Source organism: Streptomyces sp. NPDC087300, from assembly GCF_044744425.1.
Lineage (GTDB): Bacteria > Actinomycetota > Actinomycetes > Streptomycetales > Streptomycetaceae > Streptomyces.
Map to the genome: position 1 here is coordinate 1,034,984 of NZ_JBIUYI010000002.1, position 18,418 is coordinate 1,053,401.

Below are 18,418 nucleotides of genomic sequence, written 5' to 3' on the forward strand. Positions count from 1 at the left end.
GCGCCCGCCCCGTGGGGCTCAGGGCCATTCCCGAGGGGATCAGGCGATCCCCACGGGAATGGTCTTCTTGATGGGCCCGGCGAAGTCCGTGAGCGGCCCCAGACCGTCCCCCGTCCGCTCCTCGGGCAGCCTCACCTCCACGTAGGCGAGACGTGCCCCCGTGGTGAAGGTGTACGAACCGTCGTCGTTCTTCTGCAGGAGCCAGGCGACGCCGTTGACCTTCACGCCGTTCTTCGCGGCGTACTCGGGATCGATCATCTCGGGGGGCCGCGGCACACCGCAGCGCAGTATGATCGCCGGGTCTCCCCAACCGGCGGTCAGTTCGGACTTCGGCCCCGGGTCGGTACGCTCCAGTCCATCGACCTTCTCCGGGAGCTGCTGGTGCAGATTCCGGCAGAGTCCCGCGGCCTTCGCGGCCGGGGACGGAACCGCCACCGACGCCTCGTCGTCCGTAGCTGAACAGGCCGCTGTCGTGATCAACAGGGCGAGGGCGGACGTTCCTACGAGACAGCGGCGCCGGAGACGGGGGATGTTCACCGGGCCAGGGTAGACGGGGGCTACAAGTGCACGACCGGGCAGGTCAGAGTTCGTGTGATGCCGTCCACCTGCTGGACCTTCGCGACCACCATGCGGCCGAGCTCGTCCACCGTGTCCGCTTGTGCGCGCACGATGACGTCGTAGGGTCCGGTCACGTCCTCGGCCTGAATCACTCCCGGGATCTTGCCGATCAGCTCGGCGACGGTCGACGCCTTGCCGACCTCTGTTTGGATCAGGATGTACGCCTGTACCACGGAACCTCCAGGGCGGCCACGAGGATCATGTGGGGGAAAGGGACGCCACGGTACCGCGTCGCCGCTCGCCAGGGGGAGACCCGGGTGAGCTGTGGCGCGCACATCGTGGTGGACGGACAACACAAGTTGACGGTCACGTCGACGGTACCGACGACAGTGGCGGCTCGCGACCGGGGGCCGGGCAGCGCGAAAGGGCATGGTGAGACTCGGTGAAGGGAACCGTGGGCGAGTTGGGGGAGTTCGGGCTCATCAGAGAGCTCACCTCCCGGCTCACCTCCACTCCGGCCGTACGGCTCGGCCCCGGTGATGACGCCGCGGTGGTGTCCGCCCCGGACCGCAGGGTCGTGGCGAGCACCGACATCCTCCTGGAGGGGCGGCACTTCCGCCGGGACTGGTCCACCGCGTACGACGTGGGCCGCAAGGCCGCCGCCCAGAACCTCGCGGACATCGCCGCGATGGGCGCCGTGCCCACCGCGCTGCTGCTCGGCCTCGTGGTGCCCGCCGAACTCCCCGCCAGCTGGCCCGTCGAGCTGATGGACGGCCTCAGGGACGAGTGCCAGGTCGCGGGCGCGGCCGTCGTCGGCGGCGACGTCGTACGCGGCGACACCATCACCGTCTCGATCACCGCGCTCGGCGATCTGCGCAACCACGAGCCGGTCACGCGCGCGGGTGCCCAGCCGGGCGACGTCGTCGCCGTGACGGGTTGGCTCGGCTGGTCCGCCGCCGGACACGCGGTGCTCTCGCGCGGCTTCCGCTCGCCGCGCGCCTTCGTGGAGGCCCACCGCAGGCCCGAACCGCCCTACCACGCGGGCCCCGCGGCCGCCGGGCTCGGCGCGACCTCCATGACGGACGTCAGCGACGGGCTCATCGCCGACCTCGGCCACATCGCCGACGCCAGCAAGGTGCGCATCGACATCCGCTCCGGAGACGTCGACGTGCCCTCCCAGATGAACGACATCGGCCAGGCCGTCGGCGTCGACCCGCTCCAGTGGGTGCTCAACGGCGGCGAGGACCACGCGATCGTGGCGACTTTCCCGCAGGACGTGAAGCTGCCCGCCCGCTGGAAGGTCATCGGCGAGGTCCTCAACCCCTCCGCGCTGCCCCAGGTGACCGTGGACGGTGCCCCGTGGACCAGCAAGGGCTGGGACCACTTCGGGGACAACGGCGACGGCGAGGACGCCGAGTGACCGCGCCGCCGCGGGTGCTCACCGTCGCCGGATCCGACTCCGGCGGCGGCGCGGGCATCCAGGCCGACCTGAAGACGATGCTGGCCCTCGGCACGCACGGCATGAGCGTCGTCACGGCCGTCACCGCGCAGAACTCCCTTGGCGTACAGGGTTTTTGGGAGCTGCCGGCGGACGCGGTGCGGGCCCAGTACCGCGGCGTCGTCGACGACATCGGCGTGCAAGCCGTGAAGACCGGCATGCTGGCGTCGGCCGAACTGGTCGAGACCGTCGCCGAGTTGCTCGCCGGCACGGACGCCCCCGCGGTCGTCGACCCGGTGGGCGTCTCCAAGCACGGCGACCCGCTGCTCGCGGCATCCGCCCTGGACTCCGTCCGTACCAAGCTGCTGCCGGTGGCCACGGTCGCGACGCCCAACCTCGACGAGGTCGCCCAACTGACCGGCGTCCACGTCGAGTCGGAGGACGGGCTGCGCCGCGCTGCCGCCGCCGTCCTCGCGTACGGACCCCGGTGGGTGCTCATCAAGGGCGGCCATCTCAGCGGTGACGCGGTGGACCTGCTCACCGACGGCTCCGAGGAGTACGTGCTGCGCGCCCCGCGCCACGACAACCGCCACACGCACGGCACCGGCTGCACGCTCGCCAGCGCGATCGCCGCGCAGCTGGCGAAGGGGCAGAGCGTCCCCGAGGCCGTCGCGGCGGCCAAGGAGTACGTCACCGGGGCGATCGCCGCCGGGTTCGCACTCGGCGGCGGGATCGGCCCGGTGGATCACGGCTGGCGGTTCCGGGAGGGGTAGTCCGCGCCGGGCCGCCCGGCCCGGTCCCCGCACGGGGCGTAGTCCTTGAGCACGAGGTCGCTCGCGGCCTTCTCCGTCAGCTTCTTGAAGAAGCCGGCCACGAACCGTGAACTGAGCACGCGGTACGTCCGGTCCCGGCCGCGCAGCTTCCGCTCGGTCGGAGGGGCGAGGAAGGGACCCGCGTTGCCGGAGATCTTCTGGCAGCCCTTGGCGTAGTCGCGGATCTCCGCCTCGTACGCGGCGTAGGCGACGCGGTGATCGCCCCGGGCGGCCGCGAGCTCACCGGCCAGGACGTACGCGCAGACCAGCGCGGTGCCGGTGCCGATGCCGCCCATCGTGGCGCCGTACCCGGCGTCCCCGAGCAGGACCACCCGGCCCTGGGAGAGCCGGTCGACGTGGATCTGCGCGATGGCGTCGAAGTACAGGTCACCGGCGCTCTCCAGGCCCTCCAGGGCCCGTGCCGCGTGCGGCCAGCCCATGCCCGCGAACCGGTCGGTGAGGATCTTCTTCTGCTCCTCGACGTCGTGCCGGTCGTAGTCGAGCCGCTCCGAGTCGAAGACCAGGCCGACGCCCGCCACGGCCGGGTCGGCGCCGTAGTTGCTGAGCATCAGGGTGCGGCCGGGCTCGCTGTAGATGCGGGCGGTCCGGTCGAGGCCTAGGTGGTTGGGGACGTCGAAGCCCGCTACGTAGTAGCCCTGGAAGCGCAGGTACCGCGACTCGTCCCCGAAGGCCAGGCGGCGGGTGTGGGAGTGCAGCCCGTCGGCGCCGACGACCAGGTCGAAGCGGCGGGGAGCGCCCCGGTCGAAGGTGACGGCGACGCCTTCGGAGTCCTCGGTCAGCGAGGCGACGGAGTCTCCGAAGATGTACTCCACCCGGTCCTCGGTGGCCTCGTACAGGATCCGGGAGAGGTCGCCGCGGAAGATCTCCACGTCGCCGCTCATCAGGAACGCGGGCAGGTCCACCCGCTCCGTGTCGTCGGCCTCCACGAGGGTCTGCCTGCCCATGTGGGTCTGCCTGCGGTGCACCTCGTCCCAGATGCCCATGCGGCGCAGGACCGTGCGGTGCACCTCGCCCCGGAAGTCGACGGCGAAGCCGCCGCCGCGCAGGGCGGGCGCCTTCTCCAGGACGGTGACGCGCGCTCCGTAGCGGGCCAGCCAGAGAGCGAGGGCCGGGCCCGCGACGCTGGCTCCGGAGATCAGCACGTTCAGGTGGGCGAGGCTGTGGGTGGCGGTCGGCGCCTGGTTCTTCGCGGCCTTGGTGTTCGTCTTCTTCGTCATGCCGGGAAGCATCCGGGGCGGCGCTGACCGTTCGCCTACCGTTGCCTGACCGCCCCTGACCGAAGGCTCCTGCCCTGCTCGAAGGCCGTCGCGTAGCGCTCGGGGGACAGCCGCGCGCGGGCCGCTGCGGCCACGCCCGCGACATCGGGGTCACCGGCGATCGAGGCGCCGCGCAGCCCGTGCCCGGCCCCCAGCAGCCGGGCCGCCTCCTCCGCGTCCGCGGCGACGGCCGCCAACGCCTCGGCGACATCGGCCAGTTCACCGGTGTCCGTGGCGAGGACCCGGGCCTGCTCGAACCAGTCGGCGGCCTCTTCGGGGCGGGACTCCGCGAGCGCGGCACGGCCGATGCCCACGAACGTACGCACGCTCTGCCCGAGGCTGAACCAGTTCGCGGCGTACTCCTCGACGGCCGCTTCGTAGTGCTCACGCGCGCGTGCCGTGTCTCCGGAGAGGCGGGCCACGTCACCGAGGCCGCTCAGCGCCATGGCCACCTTGTCGGGGACACCCGCGGTGCGGGCCAGATCGGCGGCGCGGGTGAAGTGGACGGCGGCCTCCGCGAGATCGCCCCCGTGCAGCAGGACGGTGGCGCGCTGGTGCAGCACGTCGGCGGTCTCCTCGGGGGCCGCGAGCTCGCTCACGTGCACCAGGCCCTCGTCGAGCAGCGCGAGGGCCCGCTCCCGTTCGCCGCGCCAGTCCGCGAACATCGCCAGCGGAGCGAGGCAGTTGGTCACGCCCCAGCGGTCCCCGGTCCCCCGGAACCCGGCGAGCGCGGCCGCGAACGCCGCGTCCGCCGCGTCGGGGCGGCCCGCGAACTGCTCCTGGTAGCCCCGGCCGAGACCGAGCAGCGCGGCGCCCCAGGGATCGTCCCCGACCTGCGCGCGCACGCGGTCCGTCATGCTGCGCTCGGGTCCGCCCGTCACCGACCACTGCACGATCAGGTGCGGCAGCCGCAGCGGGCCCTCAAGCCCGGCGACGAGCCGGTCGGCGAGGGCCAGGCGCGCCGGTTCCGCGGGATCGGTGCCGTCACCCGCCAGCGCGTTGATCACGCACAGTACGTACTCCTCGGCCAGGCCGTCCGGCGGCTCGGGGCCGACCGCGGACAGGAGTTCGGCGGCGCGCGCCGTCCGCTCCCCGTTCAGGCCCCGCAGCCGCCAGAACCACGAAAGGGCGGCCAACAGCCGCAGCCCGCCGTGCGGATCGGTACGGGTGAGGTGGCGCAGCGCCGCGTCCAGATTGCCGCGCTCGGCGGACAGCCCGGCCAGCCACGGCAGCTGGTCGCCGCCGCGCAGCATCGGCTCGGCCCGCCGCGCGAGCCCCAGGAAGTGCGCGGCGTGCGCGTCCCGCAGCCGCTCCTCCTCGCCCGCCTCGGCGAGCTGCCGGGCACAGAACGCGTGGATGGTCCGCAGCATCCCGTAGCGCCCGTCGGCCACGTCGAGGAACGACTTCTCCGCGAGGGAGGCGAGCAGGTCCTCCGGATACGGGAGCCCGCACACGGCCTCCACCGCGTCGAGCGTCGCCCCCGCGGAGAAGACCGTGAGCCGCCGGGCGAGCGCCCGCTCCTCGTCGTCGAGCAGCTCCCAGCTCCACTCGACGACCGCGCGCAGCGTGCGGTGCCGCGGCGCCTTCGTACGGTCGCCGCGCGAGAGCAGCCGGAAGCGGTCGCCGAGCCGCTCGGCGAGCTCCTCCAGGGTGAGGGTGCGCAGCCGGGCCGCGGCCAGCTCGATGGCGAGCGGCAGCCCGTCGAGCGCCGCGCAGATCTCGTCGGTCAGGCGCCGCTCCGCTTCGTCGTGGGCGCCCGCCAGATCGGGGCGTACGGCGGCCGCCCGGTCGGCGAAGAGCCGCGCGGCGGGCCCGGCGGCGAGTGGCGGCACCGGCCACAGGACCTCGCCGGTGATGCCGAGCCCCTCGCGGCTGGTGGCCAGGACCCGCACCCCGGGGCAGGCGCCGAGCAGCAGCCCGGTCACCCGGGCCGTCGCGTCGACGAGGTGCTCGCAGTTGTCCAGGACGAGCAGCAGCTCCCGCCCGTGCAGCGCGGACAGGAGCCGCTCGGTGGCGTCCCCGCCCGGTGCGCGCAGGCCGTCGCGCACCCCGAGCGCGGTCAGGATCGCGTACGGCACCTGGGCCCCGTCGGCGAGCGGCGCGAGCTCCACGAAACAGACGTCGGGCAGCGCCCTCGCGGCCTCGACGGCGAGCCGCGTCTTGCCCGCGCCGCCGGGCCCGGTGAGCGTCACCAGACGGGCGTCCGCCAGGCGCGCGCCGATCCCCGCGAGCTCGTCGGCCCGTCCGATGAACCGCGTCACCTGCGCGGGCACGCCCCGCTGCCTGGCCGGCTCCTGCCCCCGGAGCAGCTCCAGATGGAGCGCGGACAGCTCGGCCGACGGATCGGTGCCGAGCGCGTCGGCGAGGGCACACCGCGCCTCTTCGTAGACGGTGAGCGCCTCCGCGGACCGCCCGTCCGCGTGCAGCGCCCGCATCAACTGCCCGTAGAGACGCTCGGTCAGCGGCCGCGCGGAGATCAGCTCGCGCAGTTCGGGTACGAGGCCGGGGCCGCCGCCCAGCGCGAGGTCGGCGTCGACGCGGTCCTGCACGGCGGCCAGGCGCAGCTCGTCGAGGCGGACGAGGAGGGCGGTGGCGTCCGGCAGATCGGCGAGCGCCCGGCCCCGCCACAGGCCGAGCGCCTCCGTCAGGAGCGCGGCGGCCCGCGCGTGCTCCCCGGTGCCGAGCAGCCGTCGCCCTTCGCGGGCCAGGCGCTCGAAGCGGTGCAGGTCGACGTCCTCGGGGGAGACCGCGAGCCGGTAGCCGGTGGGGACCGCCTCGATGTCCAGGCCCAAGCGCTTGCGGAGCCGGGAGACCTGGGACTGGAGGGCGTTCGCGGCGCCCGCGGGGGGCTCGTCGCCGTAGAGCCCGTCGGTCAGCCGCGCGAGGGGGACGGTACGGCCCGCGTCCAGGAGCAGCAGCGTGAGCAGCGCACGGGGGCGCGGCCCGCCGGGGTCCAGCGGGGTGCCGTCGGGGGACCGTACGTCGAGCGGGCCGAGGATGCCGAAGCGCATCCGCCAGATTCTGGCAGCCGCCACGCGCGCGTGGGGGTGGACGGGAGGCCCGGTACATGGGCAGACGAAAAAGCCGGCTCCCCGAAGGGAACCGGCTGATTCAGCAACCAGCTAGGTGGCCGCGCTGGCGTCAGCGCGAGACCTTGCCGGCCTTGATGCACGAGGTGCAAGCGTTGAGGCGCTTCGGCGTCCCGCTCACCACGGCACGCACACGCTGGATGTTCGGGTTCCAGCGACGGGGCGTACGGCGGTGCGAGTGCGAGATGTTGTTGCCGAAGCCCGGCCCCTTGCCGCAGACGTCGCAGTTGGCAGCCACGGGTCACTCCAAAGACTTCAGATGCACTTACGGTTAAACCCGGCATGCCGGGATCAGTGCAATGATCGGGGTGGCGTTGCCAGGAGGAATGTCCCGATGAGTATCGGGCAACCGGAGCAGCATACAACGACCGCTTCGGTACAACGAAACTACCACGGTCCGCCCGGCCCCCGCCCCGGGCCCCTCGTTCACCCTGGGTCTACGCTGCGTCCATTCCGGATGGTCAAGGAGGCGAACAGGTGCCGCAGAACCTCGACGCGGTCGCGGTGCGCGCCTGGTGCCTACTGGCTCTGGACGCCCTCGGCAGGGCCCGCGAGGAGATCGACTCGATCAACGTCTATCCGGTCGCGGACGGCGACACCGGGACGAACCTCTATCTGACCGTGGAATCGGCCTCCCAGGCGGTCGACGCCGTGTTCACGGGCCACGAACCCGCCCGCCCTTCGCTCGCCGAGACCATGCGCGCGATGGCCCACGGAGCGCTCATCGGGGCCCGCGGGAACTCGGGCACGATCCTTTCTCAACTGCTCCGCGGGATGGCACAGGTCATCGGCGCCGCAGCCGAGGGTGACGGCGCTCACGAGGCGGAGCCGGCCGGCATCAGTGAGGCAGATCACGTCGAAGGCCGGACCCTGGAGCACGCGCTCCGACAGGCCGCCGAGTCCGCCTACCAAGCGGTCGCGCACCCGGTGGAGGGCACCGTCCTGACGGTCGCCACCGCGGCGGCCGACGCCGCGTCGGGCGCCGCGGGGGACTGCGGGGCGGTGGCCAGGGCGGCGTACGAAGGGGCCTGCGCGGCCCTGGAGGCGACGCCCGGTCAGCTCGCGGTGCTCGGCAGGGCGGGCGTGGTGGACGCGGGCGGCAGGGGACTCGTGGCGGTGCTGGGGGCGCTGGTGGGCGCTCTGGCGGGGGAGACGGTGGCGCTCAGGGGCGCGGTGCCGAAGGGGGCGGCGGCCAGGAGCACGGGCTTCGGGAACGCTGCCTCCGGGACCGCGGCTTTCCCGAGCACGGCTGCCCCGCGTACGGTCTCTCCGAGCACGGCTTCCCCGAGTACGGCCTCTGCGAGCGCGGCTTCCGCGGACGCGGGAAGCGGCCACGCACGCGTGGAGGCCGTTGAGTGCGACGACCTCCCCGTGGAAGAGGGCGGCCCGGCCTTCGAGGTGATCTACCTCCTGGAAGCCGGGGACAGCGCCGTCGCACGGCTGCGGACCCGGCTCGACCGGCTCGGCGACTCGCTCGTCGTGGTCGGCGGCGACGGCCTGTGGAACGTCCACGTCCATGTCGACGACGCGGGAGCGGCCGTCGAGGCGGGCGTGGAGGCGGGCCGCCCGCACCGCATCCGGATCACCCACTTCGGAGTGGGCGACGCGCACACCACCCCGCAGCCGCCCAGGGAGCGCGCGCAGCGGGCCATCGTCGCCGTCGTGCCGGGGGAGGGGCTCGCCGGCCTCTACGGAGAGGCCGGGGCGACCACCGTGCCCACGCGCGTGGGGGAGCCGCCCGCCAGCGGCGAACTCGTCGAGGCGATCCGCCGGGCCCACGCGCGCGAGGTCGTGCTCCTGCCGAACGACGCCGACCTGCGGCACACCGCGGCCGCGGCGGCCGCCCAGGCCCGCACCGAGGGGGTGCGCGTCGCGCTGATCCCCACGCGCTCGGCGGTCCAGGGCATCGCGGCGCTCGCCGTGCACGAACCGGACCGCCCCTTCGACGAGGACGTGGTCGCCATGACGTCGGCGGCGGGCGCGACCCGGTACGGCGAACTGTCCGTCGCCGAGCGGCAGTCGTGGACCATGGCGGGCATCTGCCAGGCCGGTGACGTCCTCGGCCTGATCGACGGCGACGTCGCGGTGATTGGCTCGGAGGTCGCCCGCACCGCGGCAGGCGTCCTGGACCGGATGCTCTCGGCGGGCGGCGAGATGGTCACGCTCGTGCTCGGCGAATCCGTGCCCGAGACGGTCGCCGAGCACCTGGAGAAGCACGTGCGCGAGGCGTACCTGGCCGTCGACACCGTCGTCTACCGCGGCGGCCGCCAGTCGGCGCTGCTGCTGATCGGCGTGGAGTAGCGCGGCCCTCGACCGCCGGATTCGGGGGACCTTCGGCGGATTGTCAGTGCCGTGGTGTGCAATGGATCTCGTGCCTGCGCTCGAAGAACCCCTGAAGAAAGTGGTCGGCCCCGCCACCGCGAAGGTGATGGCCGAGCACCTCGACCTGCACACGGTCGGCGACCTGCTGCACCACTATCCGCGGCGGTACGCGGAGCGGGGCGAGCTGACCCACCTGGCCGACCTCCCGCTGGACGAGCACGTCACGGTGGTCGCCCAGGTCGCGAGCGCGCGCATCCTGACGTTCAACGGCGGCCGGGGCCAGCGCCTGGAAGTCACGATCACCGACGGCGGCGGCCAGGTCCAGCTCGTCTTCTTCGGCCGCGGCATCCACAAGCCGCACAAGGACCTGCTCCCCGGCACCCGCGCGATGTTCGCGGGCAAGGTGTCGGTCTTCAACCGCAAGATGCAGCTCGCCCACCCCGCGTACGAACTGCTCACGGCGGACAGCGACGAGGTGGGCGAGGCCGTCGGCTCCTGGGCGGGCGCCCTCCTGCCGATCTACCCGGCCACCGCCAAGCTGGAGTCCTGGAAGATCGCCAAGTCGGTCGACATGGTGCTGCCCAGCGCCCAGGAGGCGGTGGACCCGCTGCCGCCCGCGCTCCGCGACGGCCGCGGCCTCGTCCCGCTCACCGAAGCCCTCCTGAAGATCCACCGGCCGCACTCGAAGGCGGACATCGCCGCCGCCCGCGACCGCCTGAAGTGGGACGAGGCGTTCGTCCTCCAGGTGGCCCTGGCCAGGCGGCGCTACGCGGACGCGCAGCTGCCCGCCGTCGCCCGCAGGCCCAAGGAAGCCGGCCTCCTGACCGCCTTCGACGCCAAGCTGCCCTTCACCCTCACCGAGGGCCAGGAGAAGGTATCCAAGGAGATCTTCGACGACCTGGCCACCGAGCACCCGATGCACCGCCTCCTCCAGGGCGAGGTCGGATCGGGCAAGGCGCAGCCGCTTGATGCGCTGGTGCTGACGCCTGGGGGCTTCCGGCCGATGGGCGACATGAAGACCGGTGACCTCGTCGTCGCGCCAACCGGAGAGACCGCCGTCGTCAGCGGTGTCTTCCCCCAAGGCGAGCGTGATGTGTGGCGCCTGACACTCTCCGACGGCAGTCGCGTCGAGTGTGACGACGAGCATCTCTGGATTGTCGGTACGAGCTGCGGCTGGCACCGAGGCCAGCCGCCGAAGGTCCTGACCACCAGAGAGATCCGTCTGGACCTCTTCAAGGCGAACGGTTCGTCGAAGTGGTACCTCCCCGTCGCGGCCCCGACCGATCTGGGACACGATGAGCCGCTGCCGCTCGATCCGTACCTCATCGGCCTGCTGTTGGGGGACGGGTCGTTCCGCCACAACTTGCGGTTGTCCACGGTTGATGAGGAGATCCACGACGCGGCGGCCGAAGCGGTCGCACCAGAGTGCCGTCTGGTCCGTGTGGCGGGTTCCTCGTGCGACTACACGATCCAACTGGCACACCGTTCCAGGGGCACGCGCAACCCTGTCATCCAAGTGCTGCGCGACGTGGAGCTGTGGGGTCTGACCTCACACGGGAAGTTCGTCCCCGAGATCTACAAGAACACGTCGATCAAGAATCGACTGGCCCTGCTACAGGGCCTGCTGGACACGGACGGCACGATTCAGTCGGACGGGCTGAGTATCTCGCTGTGCTCGGCGTCCCTTCGGCTCGCTGAGGACGTCGCGTGGCTGGTGCGCTCACTGGGAGGCCGGGCCAGGGTGCTGCCGAAGAAGGCGGCCTTCAACGTGTCGATCGCCCTGCCTGAGGAGTACATGCCGTTCAGGCTGACGCGGAAGGCCGAGCGCGTGTGCCCGAGGCCGAAGTACAACACGTTCCGCCGAGGGATTCGCAGCGCCGAGTTCATCGGGCGGAAGCCGGTTCAGTGCATCAGCGTCGATCACCCGAGCAGGGCATACATCACCGACAACTTCACGGTGACGCACAACACGATGGTCGCGCTGCGCGCCATGCTCGCCGTCGTGGACGCGGGCGGGCAGGCCGCGATGCTCGCGCCCACCGAGGTGCTCGCCCAGCAGCACCACCGCTCCATCGTCGAGATGATGGGCGAGCTCGCCGAGGGCGGGATGCTGGGCGGCGCGGAGCAGGCCACCAAGGTCACGCTGCTCACCGGCTCCATGGGGGCGGCGGGGCGGCGGCAGGCCCTGCTCGATCTCGTCACCGGTGAGGCCGGCATCGTCATCGGCACGCATGCGCTGATCGAGGACAAGGTCCAGTTCCACGACCTGGGTCTGGTCGTCGTCGACGAGCAGCACCGCTTCGGCGTCGAGCAGCGTGACGCCCTGCGCGGCAAGGGCAAGCAGCCCCCGCACCTCCTGGTCATGACGGCCACCCCGATCCCGCGCACGGTCGCGATGACGGTCTTCGGCGACCTGGAGACGTCCGTCCTCGACCAGCTGCCCGCAGGGCGCTCGCCGATCGCCAGCCACGTCGTCCCCGCCCAGGACAAGCCGCACTTCCTCGCCCGCGCGTGGGAGCGCGTGCGCGAGGAGGTGGAGAAGGGCCACCAGGCGTACGTGGTCTGCCCGCGCATCGGCGACGACGTGGACGAGGCGGCCGACTCCAAGAAGGCCAAGAAGAAGGCCGAGGAGGAGGCCACCGCCGAGAAGCGGCCCCCGCTCGCCGTCGTCGAGGTCGCCGAGCAGCTCGCCCAGGGGCCGCTGCGGGGGCTGCGGATCGAGGTCCTGCACGGCCGCATGCAGCCCGACGACAAGGACGCGGTGATGCGCCGCTTCGCCGCGGGCGAGACCCAGGTCCTGGTCGCCACGACGGTCATCGAGGTGGGGGTGAACGTGCCGAACGCCACCGCGATGGTGATCATGGACGCGGACCGCTTCGGCGTCTCCCAGCTGCACCAGCTGCGCGGCCGCGTCGGCCGTGGCTCGGCCGCGGGCCTCTGCCTCCTGGTCACCGACATGCCCGAGGCCAGTCCCGCCAGGGCCCGCCTCGGTGCCGTCGCCTCGACGACCGACGGCTTCGAGCTCTCCCGCATCGACCTGGAGCAGCGCCGCGAGGGCGACGTGCTCGGCCAGGCCCAGTCCGGCGTCCGCTCCAGCCTGCGGATGCTCGCGGTCATCGAGGACGAGGAGGTCATCGCGGCCGCCAGGGACGAGGCGGTCACCGTGGTCGCCGACGACCCCGACCTGGAGCGCCTGCCCGAGCTGCGCACCGCGCTCGACGCGCTGCTCGACGCCGAGCGCGAGCGCTACCTCGACAAGGGCTGACAAGGGGTGAGGCCCGTGCACGCCATATCGTGGGGTGACCCCGGCACCGGGGCGCACCTCAGCGAGCCAGAAGGAATCAGATGACCCGCGTGATCGCCGGCACGGCCGGCGGACGCCGCCTGGCCGTCCCGCCGGGCAACGGCACCCGCCCCACGTCCGACCGGGCGCGCGAGGGCCTCTTCTCCACCTGGGGGGCCCTCCAGGGCACGCTCGACGGCGCCCGTGTCCTCGATCTGTACGCGGGCTCGGGAGCCGTCGGCCTGGAGGCGCTCTCCCGCGGCGCCGGGCACGCCCTGCTCGTCGAGGCGGACGCCAGGGCCGCGCGCACCATCCGGGAGAACGTGCAGGCGGTCGGCCTGCCCGGCGCGGAGGTCAGAGCGGGCAAAGCCGCCCAGATCGTCCAGTCGGGGACCCCCGCCGCCCCGTACGACCTGGTCTTCCTCGACCCGCCGTACGCGGTCACGGATGACGATCTTCGGGAGATCCTGCTCACACTCCGCTCGGAAAGCTGGCTCACGGCCGACGCGCTCGTCACCGTTGAACGCAGTACAAGAGGCGGAGAATTCGGCTGGCCCGAGGGTTTCGAGGCCCTCAGGTCCCGTCGCTACGGCGAAGGGACGTTTTGGTACGGTCGCGCCGCCTCTACGTGCGACGACTCAGTGATCGCGCCATGACCGGACCGGAGAGCGAGGGACTCACGTTGCGCCGCGCAGTCTGTCCGGGGTCGTTCGACCCCATCACCAATGGACACCTCGACATCATCGCCCGCGCCTCCAAGTTGTACGACGTGGTGCACGTAGCGGTGATGATCAATCAGTCGAAGAAGGGCCTGTTCGAGATCGAGGAGCGGATCGAGATGATCCGCGAGGTCACCGCCGATTTCGGCAACGTCGAGGTCGAGTCCTTCCACGGCCTCCTCGTCGACTTCTGCAAGCAGCGTGACATCCCGGCCATCGTCAAGGGCCTGCGCGCGGTCAGCGACTTCGACTACGAACTCCAGATGGCCCAGATGAACAACGGGCTCTCGGGAGTCGAGACCCTGTTCGTGCCGACGAACCCCACCTACAGCTTCCTGTCCTCCTCGTTGGTCAAGGAGGTCGCGGCCTGGGGCGGCGACGTCGCCCACCTGCTGCCGCCGCTGGTCCACGAGGCCCTGACCGAGCGCCTGGGCAAGAAGTGACCCACCCGCGGTTCCACTGACGGCTCGTCACCCGGTGTCGGGCGGACGCCCCATGGCCTTACAGTCGTCCCGTCCGTCTCACAACCAGCTGTAGAGAGTGGCGAGCACACGGTGGACGTGCAGAAGAAGATCGACGAGATCGTCGAGGCGATCGGCAGCGCCCGTTCCATGCCCATGTCGGCCTCGTGCGTGGTCAACCGCGCCGATCTGCTCTCGATGCTCGAAGAGGTGCGCCAGGCGCTGCCCGGCTCCCTCGCGCAGGCCCAGGAGCTCATCGGGGGCCGCGAGCAGCTGGTCGAGCAGGCCCGCCAGGAGGCGGAGCGGATCATCGAGACCGCGCACGCCGAGCGCGGCTCGCTGATCTCCGACACGGAGGTCGCCCGCCGCTCCCAGGGCGAGGCCGAGCGCATCCTCACCGAGGCCCGCCAGACCGCCGAGGAAGTCCGCGTCGAGGCCGACGACTACGTGGACAGCAAGCTCGCCAACTTCGAGGTCGTCCTCACCAAGACCCTCGGGTCCGTGGGCCGCGGCCGCGAGAAGCTCCTCGGCACCGGCCCCGGCGTGGACGAGCAGGGGTACGAGGACGAGGACGCCCCCGAGCGCAGCCACGACCCCGAGACCCTGCGCCGCAACGCCGACGCGTACGTCGACGCCAAGCTCGGCGCCTTCGAGGCGGTCCTCGCCAAGACCTTGCAGGCCGTCGGCCGCGGCCGCCAGACCCTGCACGGCCGCGCCCCGGCCGACGAGCTCGGGACCCTCGGCGAGGTCGGCGGCTCCCAGGCCCACACCACGGACGCGGAGTACCTGGCGGACCTGGCGGGCCCGGCCGCCGCCGCGGAGCCCGCACCGCAGCCCCAGCCCCCCGCCCAGGCCCCGCCGGTCCCGGCCCAGCAGCCCTACGCACCGCCCCAGCAGCAGCCCGATCCGTACGGGTACCAGCAGCAGGACCAGTACGCGTACCAGCAGCAGGCGTACGGGCAGCAGGATCCGTACGCGGTGTACCAGCAGCAGGATCAGTACGCCTACCAGCAGCAGGGCTACGAGCAGGCCGGACAGCAGCAGGCAGTGCAGCAGCAAGCAGTCCAGCAGCAGGGCTACGAGCAGCCTCGGTACGAGGCGCCCGCGGCGCTGGAGGAGGCCAGCCTCTTCGACACGACCATGATCAGCGCCGAGCAGCTGCGCCAGTACGAGCAGGGGCGCTGAGGGCCGGATCGGGACCGGATTGGGCCGAGAGCGAATGGTCCAGTATCCTGGCTCTTCGGTCGCGCATACGTCCGCGACTCAGGCTGCCCGCCCGAGCCTCCTCGTGAGGCGTCAGCGGCGGCCCCTCCTTAGTACTTCCAGGATTCGAAAGCAGGAAAAGCCCTGAGCACGCGCCTAGACCACCGCAACCCCCTCGTGTTCGACACACACGAGCTGGGTCGGCGTCCTGGTGCGCAGCAGCGGCTCACCCGTGAGATCGAAGCGCCCGGTTCGCCGGACGCCTTCGGTATCGAAGGGGTCATCGGAGTGCCGCAGGGCGCTTCGGTCGAGCTGGAGATCCGCCTTGAGTCGGTCATGGAAGGGGTGCTTGTCACAGGCACCGCCCGTGCATCGGCCGAGGGGGAGTGCGTAAGGTGTCTGGAGCCGCTAGAGCTGGAGCTCGACGCGGACTTCCAGGAGATGTTCTCGTACCCTGACGCCGACGACCGGGGCCGCACCGCGGAACCGGCCGACGACGCCGGGGAATCCCCAGAGGACGAGGACAGGCTCTTTCTCGAGGACGGCATGTTCGACCTCGAGCCTGTGCTGCGTGATGCGGTGGTGCTCGCACTGCCGATGCAGCCGGTGTGCCAGGACGACTGTCAGGGCCTGTGCTCCGAATGCGGAGTGCGGCTCGCGGACGACCCGGACCACCACCACGATGCCGTCGACATCCGTTGGGCGGCACTGCAAGGACTCGCCGGGACCATCCAGGACGGCGAGAAGGACGAGATGAGCGGCGGCGCGCCTCGATCAGCGCACGCCGACGAGAAGCAGGAGAAGTAGCCGTGGCTGTTCCGAAGCGGAAGATGTCGCGCAGCAACACGCGCCACCGCCGGTCGCAGTGGAAGGCTGCGGTCCCCACCCTGGTTTCGTGTGAGCGTTGCCAGGAGCCCAAGCAGCAGCACATCGCGTGCCCGAGCTGCGGCACCTACAACAAGCGCCAGGTCCTCGAGGTCTGAGCGGCTGGTGAGAGGCACCGTGTCTAGCCCCAAGAAGGCGGAAGACGCCAAGAAATTGGCGGAGACAACGGCCTCGTCCCACACGCTTCTGGAAGGGCGGCTCGGGTACACACTCGAGTCCGCCCTTCTGGTGCGTGCGCTGACCCACCGTTCGTACGCATACGAGAACGGCGGTCTGCCGACGAATGAACGGCTCGAGTTCCTCGGGGACTCGGTGCTGGGACTCGTCGTCACGGACACGCTGTATCGCACCCACCCCGACCTGCCCGAAGGCCAGCTGGCCAAGTTGCGGGCCGCGGTGGTCAATTCGCGTGCGCTGGCGGAGGTCAGCCGTGGCCTCGAACTGGGCTCCTTCATCCGGCTCGGCCGGGGTGAAGAGGGCACGGGAGGCCGGGACAAGGCATCCATCCTCGCCGACACCCTCGAAGCGGTGATCGGCGCGGTCTATCTGGACCAGGGTCTGGACGCGGCGGGTGAGCTGGTGCACCGGCTCTTCGACCCGCTGATCGAAAAGTCCTCGAACCTGGGCGCGGGCCTGGACTGGAAGACCAGTCTTCAGGAGCTCACCGCGATGGAGAGCCTCGGCGTGCCCGAGTATCTCGTCACGGAGAGCGGCCCGGACCACGAGAAGACCTTTACTGCTGCCGCCCGCGTCGGAGGCGTCTCGTACGGCACCGGCACCGGCCGCAGCAAGAAGGAAGCGGAGCAGCAGGCCGCGGAGTCGGCATGGCGCGCCATTCGCGCGGCGGCGGACGAGCGGCTGAAGGTGGCGGAGGCCGCCGCCGCTGCTGCGCAGTCCGAGGGGACCGCCGACACCCCCTCGGCCTGACGGCCGCCTATCCTTTGGTGCCGGTCGCCCCTGCTCGGGGCGGCCGGCACCGCGCGTTTCCCTGCCGCTTCGCGGCATTCGTCCCCCTCGCCCACCCTTCTCATCGCCCCGGAGCGGACATGCCCGAGCTGCCCGAAGTCGAAGTCGTACGGCGCGGTCTTGAGCGCTGGGTCAGTGGTCGGGTCGTCTCGGACGTGCAGGTGCTGCATCCGCGTGCCGTGCGGCGGCACGTCGCGGGCGGCGAGGACTTCGGGGCGCGGCTCAAGGGGCACCGGATCGGGCTCGCGCAGCGCCGCGGCAAGTATCTGTGGCTGCCGCTCGCCGATTCCGCGCAGTCGGTGCTCGCCCATCTCGGCATGAGCGGTCAGCTCCTGGTGCAGCCGCACGACGCCGACGACGAGAAGCACCTGCGGATCAGGGTCCGCTTCGACGATGCGCAGGGCACCGAGCTCCGCTTCGTCGACCAGCGCACCTTCGGCGGGCTCTCTCTGCACGACAACACCGCCGAGGGTCTGCCGGACGTCATCGCGCACATCGCCCGCGATCCGCTCGACGAGGCGTTCGACGACGCGGCCTTCCACCTCGCGCTGCGCGGCCGGCGCACCACGATCAAGCGGGCGCTGCTCGACCAGTCGCTGATCAGCGGCGTCGGCAACATCTACGCGGACGAGGCGCTGTGGCGCGCGCGGCTGCACTACGAGCGGCCCACCGGCACCTTCACGCGCCCGCGCACGGCCGAACTCCTGGGCCACGTACGGGATGTGATGAACGCGGCCCTCGCCGTCGGAGGCACCAGCTTCGACAGCCTCTACGTCAACGTGAACGGCGAATCGGGTTACTTCGACCGGTCGTTGGACGCCTATGGGCGTGAGGACGAGCCGTGCCGCCGGTGCGGCACCGCGATCCGCAGGCGCCCCTGGATGAACCGGTCCAGCTACTTCTGCCCGCGCTGTCAGAGGCCGCCGCGCGCCTCGTCGTAACTCTCCTGCGCCTTCGCGACGTCGCCCTGCCGGCCCTCCACGAAGTGGATCAGGGTGAGCAGCCGCTCGGCGATCTCCTGTCCCAGCGGCGTCAGTTGATAGTCCACGCGCGGCGGGTTGGTGGGCTGCGCGTCGCGTCGCACCAGGCCGTCGCGCTCCAGTGCGTGCAGCGTCTGGGACAGCATCTTCTCGCTCACGCCGTCGACGCGTCGGCGCAGTTCGTTGAAGCGGAACGTCCCCTCGTGCAGGGCGCCGAGGGTGAGCGCGCCCCAGCGTCCCGTGATGTGCTCCAGCGTGGTCCGGGAAGAGCACTGCTTGGAGAACACGTCGTAGGCGAGGTCCGGGGAATCCATGCAGACACCATACTCCTCTGCAGCGCTAGCGGACGGGTTGCGCTAACCAAAAGTTAGTGCTTTCCTTCTGGTCGTGCCTCGCCGAGGCCGCGACCATCCGTCTTCGCATGA

Annotated in this window: 17 protein-coding genes; 11 read left to right on the forward strand and 6 right to left on the reverse strand. The window is 71.7% G+C overall.

The window, feature by feature from the left end; translation table 11 throughout:
* Window positions 1-39: 39 nt before the first annotated feature.
* A complete protein-coding gene (locus tag ACIO9J_RS10200; protein ID WP_401995426.1) occupies window positions 40-537 on the reverse strand; it encodes a DUF3515 domain-containing protein in 498 nt (165 codons plus the stop codon).
* Between the two features lie 20 nt (window positions 538-557).
* Complete coding sequence (locus ACIO9J_RS10205; RefSeq protein ID WP_016642988.1) at window positions 558-791, reverse strand: Lrp/AsnC family transcriptional regulator; 234 nt, start codon at window positions 789-791, stop codon at window positions 558-560.
* Window positions 792-1,000: 209 nt separating this feature from the next.
* On the opposite strand from ACIO9J_RS10205, the gene ACIO9J_RS10210 reads away from it, so the two are divergent.
* Together ACIO9J_RS10210 and thiD are read left to right on the forward strand one after the other, a co-directional pair.
* A complete protein-coding gene (locus tag ACIO9J_RS10210; RefSeq protein WP_401995429.1) occupies window positions 1,001-1,978 on the forward strand; it encodes a thiamine-phosphate kinase in 978 nt (325 codons plus the stop codon).
* On the forward strand, window positions 1,975-2,769 hold the full coding sequence (gene thiD / locus ACIO9J_RS10215) for a bifunctional hydroxymethylpyrimidine kinase/phosphomethylpyrimidine kinase (RefSeq protein WP_401995432.1): 795 nt from the start codon (window positions 1,975-1,977) through the stop codon (window positions 2,767-2,769). The genes ACIO9J_RS10210 and thiD overlap by 4 nt, the downstream gene beginning before the upstream one ends.
* Here thiD and ACIO9J_RS10220 read toward each other — a convergent pair.
* The 3 genes from ACIO9J_RS10220 to rpmB all read right to left on the reverse strand — a co-directional run bounded on the left by ACIO9J_RS10220 (window position 2,742) and on the right by rpmB (window position 7,412).
* Window positions 2,742-4,046 (reverse strand): FAD-dependent monooxygenase, encoded by a 1,305-nt coding sequence (locus ACIO9J_RS10220; RefSeq protein WP_401995435.1) that lies wholly within the window; start codon window positions 4,044-4,046, stop codon window positions 2,742-2,744. The two genes, thiD and ACIO9J_RS10220, sit on opposite strands and share 28 nt — an antisense overlap.
* A gap of 35 nt (window positions 4,047-4,081) precedes the next feature.
* Window positions 4,082-7,096 carry a BTAD domain-containing putative transcriptional regulator gene (locus tag ACIO9J_RS10225; protein ID WP_401995438.1) on the reverse strand — a complete coding sequence of 1,005 codons (3,015 nt, stop codon included), beginning with the start codon at window positions 7,094-7,096 and terminating at the stop codon, window positions 4,082-4,084.
* A gap of 130 nt (window positions 7,097-7,226) precedes the next feature.
* Window positions 7,227-7,412 (reverse strand): 50S ribosomal protein L28, encoded by a 186-nt coding sequence (gene rpmB / locus ACIO9J_RS10230; protein ID WP_016642993.1) that lies wholly within the window; start codon window positions 7,410-7,412, stop codon window positions 7,227-7,229.
* 212 nt (window positions 7,413-7,624) lie between these two features.
* Here rpmB and ACIO9J_RS10235 point away from each other — a divergent pair, with 212 nt between their 5' ends.
* The 9 genes from ACIO9J_RS10235 to mutM all read left to right on the forward strand — a co-directional run bounded on the left by ACIO9J_RS10235 (window position 7,625) and on the right by mutM (window position 17,954).
* Complete coding sequence (locus tag ACIO9J_RS10235; RefSeq protein ID WP_401995966.1) at window positions 7,625-9,475, forward strand: DAK2 domain-containing protein; 1,851 nt, start codon at window positions 7,625-7,627, stop codon at window positions 9,473-9,475.
* A gap of 61 nt (window positions 9,476-9,536) precedes the next feature.
* A complete protein-coding gene (locus tag ACIO9J_RS10240; protein ID WP_401995441.1) occupies window positions 9,537-12,761 on the forward strand; it encodes a helicase-related protein in 3,225 nt (1,074 codons plus the stop codon).
* Between the two features lie 80 nt (window positions 12,762-12,841).
* Complete coding sequence (gene rsmD, locus ACIO9J_RS10245; protein WP_401995443.1) at window positions 12,842-13,435, forward strand: 16S rRNA (guanine(966)-N(2))-methyltransferase RsmD; 594 nt, start codon at window positions 12,842-12,844, stop codon at window positions 13,433-13,435.
* Window positions 13,436-13,461: 26 nt separating this feature from the next.
* Entirely contained in the window at window positions 13,462-13,941 is a 480-nt protein-coding gene (gene coaD, locus ACIO9J_RS10250; RefSeq protein ID WP_199843647.1) for a pantetheine-phosphate adenylyltransferase, read from the forward strand.
* A 111-nt stretch (window positions 13,942-14,052) separates the two neighbouring features.
* Complete coding sequence (locus ACIO9J_RS10255; protein WP_401995446.1) at window positions 14,053-15,144, forward strand: cell division initiation protein; 1,092 nt, start codon at window positions 14,053-14,055, stop codon at window positions 15,142-15,144.
* A 162-nt stretch (window positions 15,145-15,306) separates the two neighbouring features.
* On the forward strand, window positions 15,307-15,969 hold the full coding sequence (locus ACIO9J_RS10260) for a YceD family protein (RefSeq protein WP_401995969.1): 663 nt from the start codon (window positions 15,307-15,309) through the stop codon (window positions 15,967-15,969).
* Window positions 15,970-15,971: 2 nt separating this feature from the next.
* Window positions 15,972-16,145: a 50S ribosomal protein L32 gene (rpmF, locus tag ACIO9J_RS10265; RefSeq protein ID WP_026165248.1), complete on the forward strand. Its 174-nt coding sequence runs from the start codon at window positions 15,972-15,974 to the stop codon at window positions 16,143-16,145.
* A gap of 7 nt (window positions 16,146-16,152) precedes the next feature.
* Window positions 16,153-16,974 (forward strand): ribonuclease III, encoded by an 822-nt coding sequence (gene rnc, locus ACIO9J_RS10270; RefSeq protein WP_401995449.1) that lies wholly within the window; start codon window positions 16,153-16,155, stop codon window positions 16,972-16,974.
* 119 nt (window positions 16,975-17,093) lie between these two features.
* Window positions 17,094-17,954 carry a bifunctional DNA-formamidopyrimidine glycosylase/DNA-(apurinic or apyrimidinic site) lyase gene (gene mutM, locus ACIO9J_RS10275; RefSeq protein ID WP_401995452.1) on the forward strand — a complete coding sequence of 287 codons (861 nt, stop codon included), beginning with the start codon at window positions 17,094-17,096 and terminating at the stop codon, window positions 17,952-17,954.
* Here the strand turns inward: mutM and ACIO9J_RS10280 are convergent.
* Window positions 17,927-18,307, reverse strand: coding sequence for a winged helix-turn-helix transcriptional regulator (locus ACIO9J_RS10280; protein ID WP_401995455.1), 381 nt, complete (start codon window positions 18,305-18,307; stop codon window positions 17,927-17,929). The genes mutM and ACIO9J_RS10280 overlap by 28 nt on opposite strands.
* Window positions 18,308-18,418 lie beyond the last annotated feature (111 nt).

Excerpts from the sequence above, each read along its gene's own strand:
- ACIO9J_RS10220 (WP_401995435.1), bottom strand. The coding sequence starts at position 4,046 with ATGACGAAGAAGACGAACACCAAGGCCGCGAAGAACCAGGCGCCGACC.
- ACIO9J_RS10225 (WP_401995438.1), bottom strand. The coding sequence starts at position 7,096 with ATGCGCTTCGGCATCCTCGGCCCGCTCGACGTACGGTCCCCCGACGGC.
- ACIO9J_RS10240 (WP_401995441.1), top strand. The coding sequence starts at position 9,537 with ATGGATCTCGTGCCTGCGCTCGAAGAACCCCTGAAGAAAGTGGTCGGC.
- rsmD (WP_401995443.1), top strand. The coding sequence starts at position 12,842 with ATGACCCGCGTGATCGCCGGCACGGCCGGCGGACGCCGCCTGGCCGTC.
- mutM (WP_401995452.1), top strand. The coding sequence starts at position 17,094 with ATGCCCGAGCTGCCCGAAGTCGAAGTCGTACGGCGCGGTCTTGAGCGC.
- ACIO9J_RS10280 (WP_401995455.1), bottom strand. The coding sequence starts at position 18,307 with ATGGATTCCCCGGACCTCGCCTACGACGTGTTCTCCAAGCAGTGCTCT.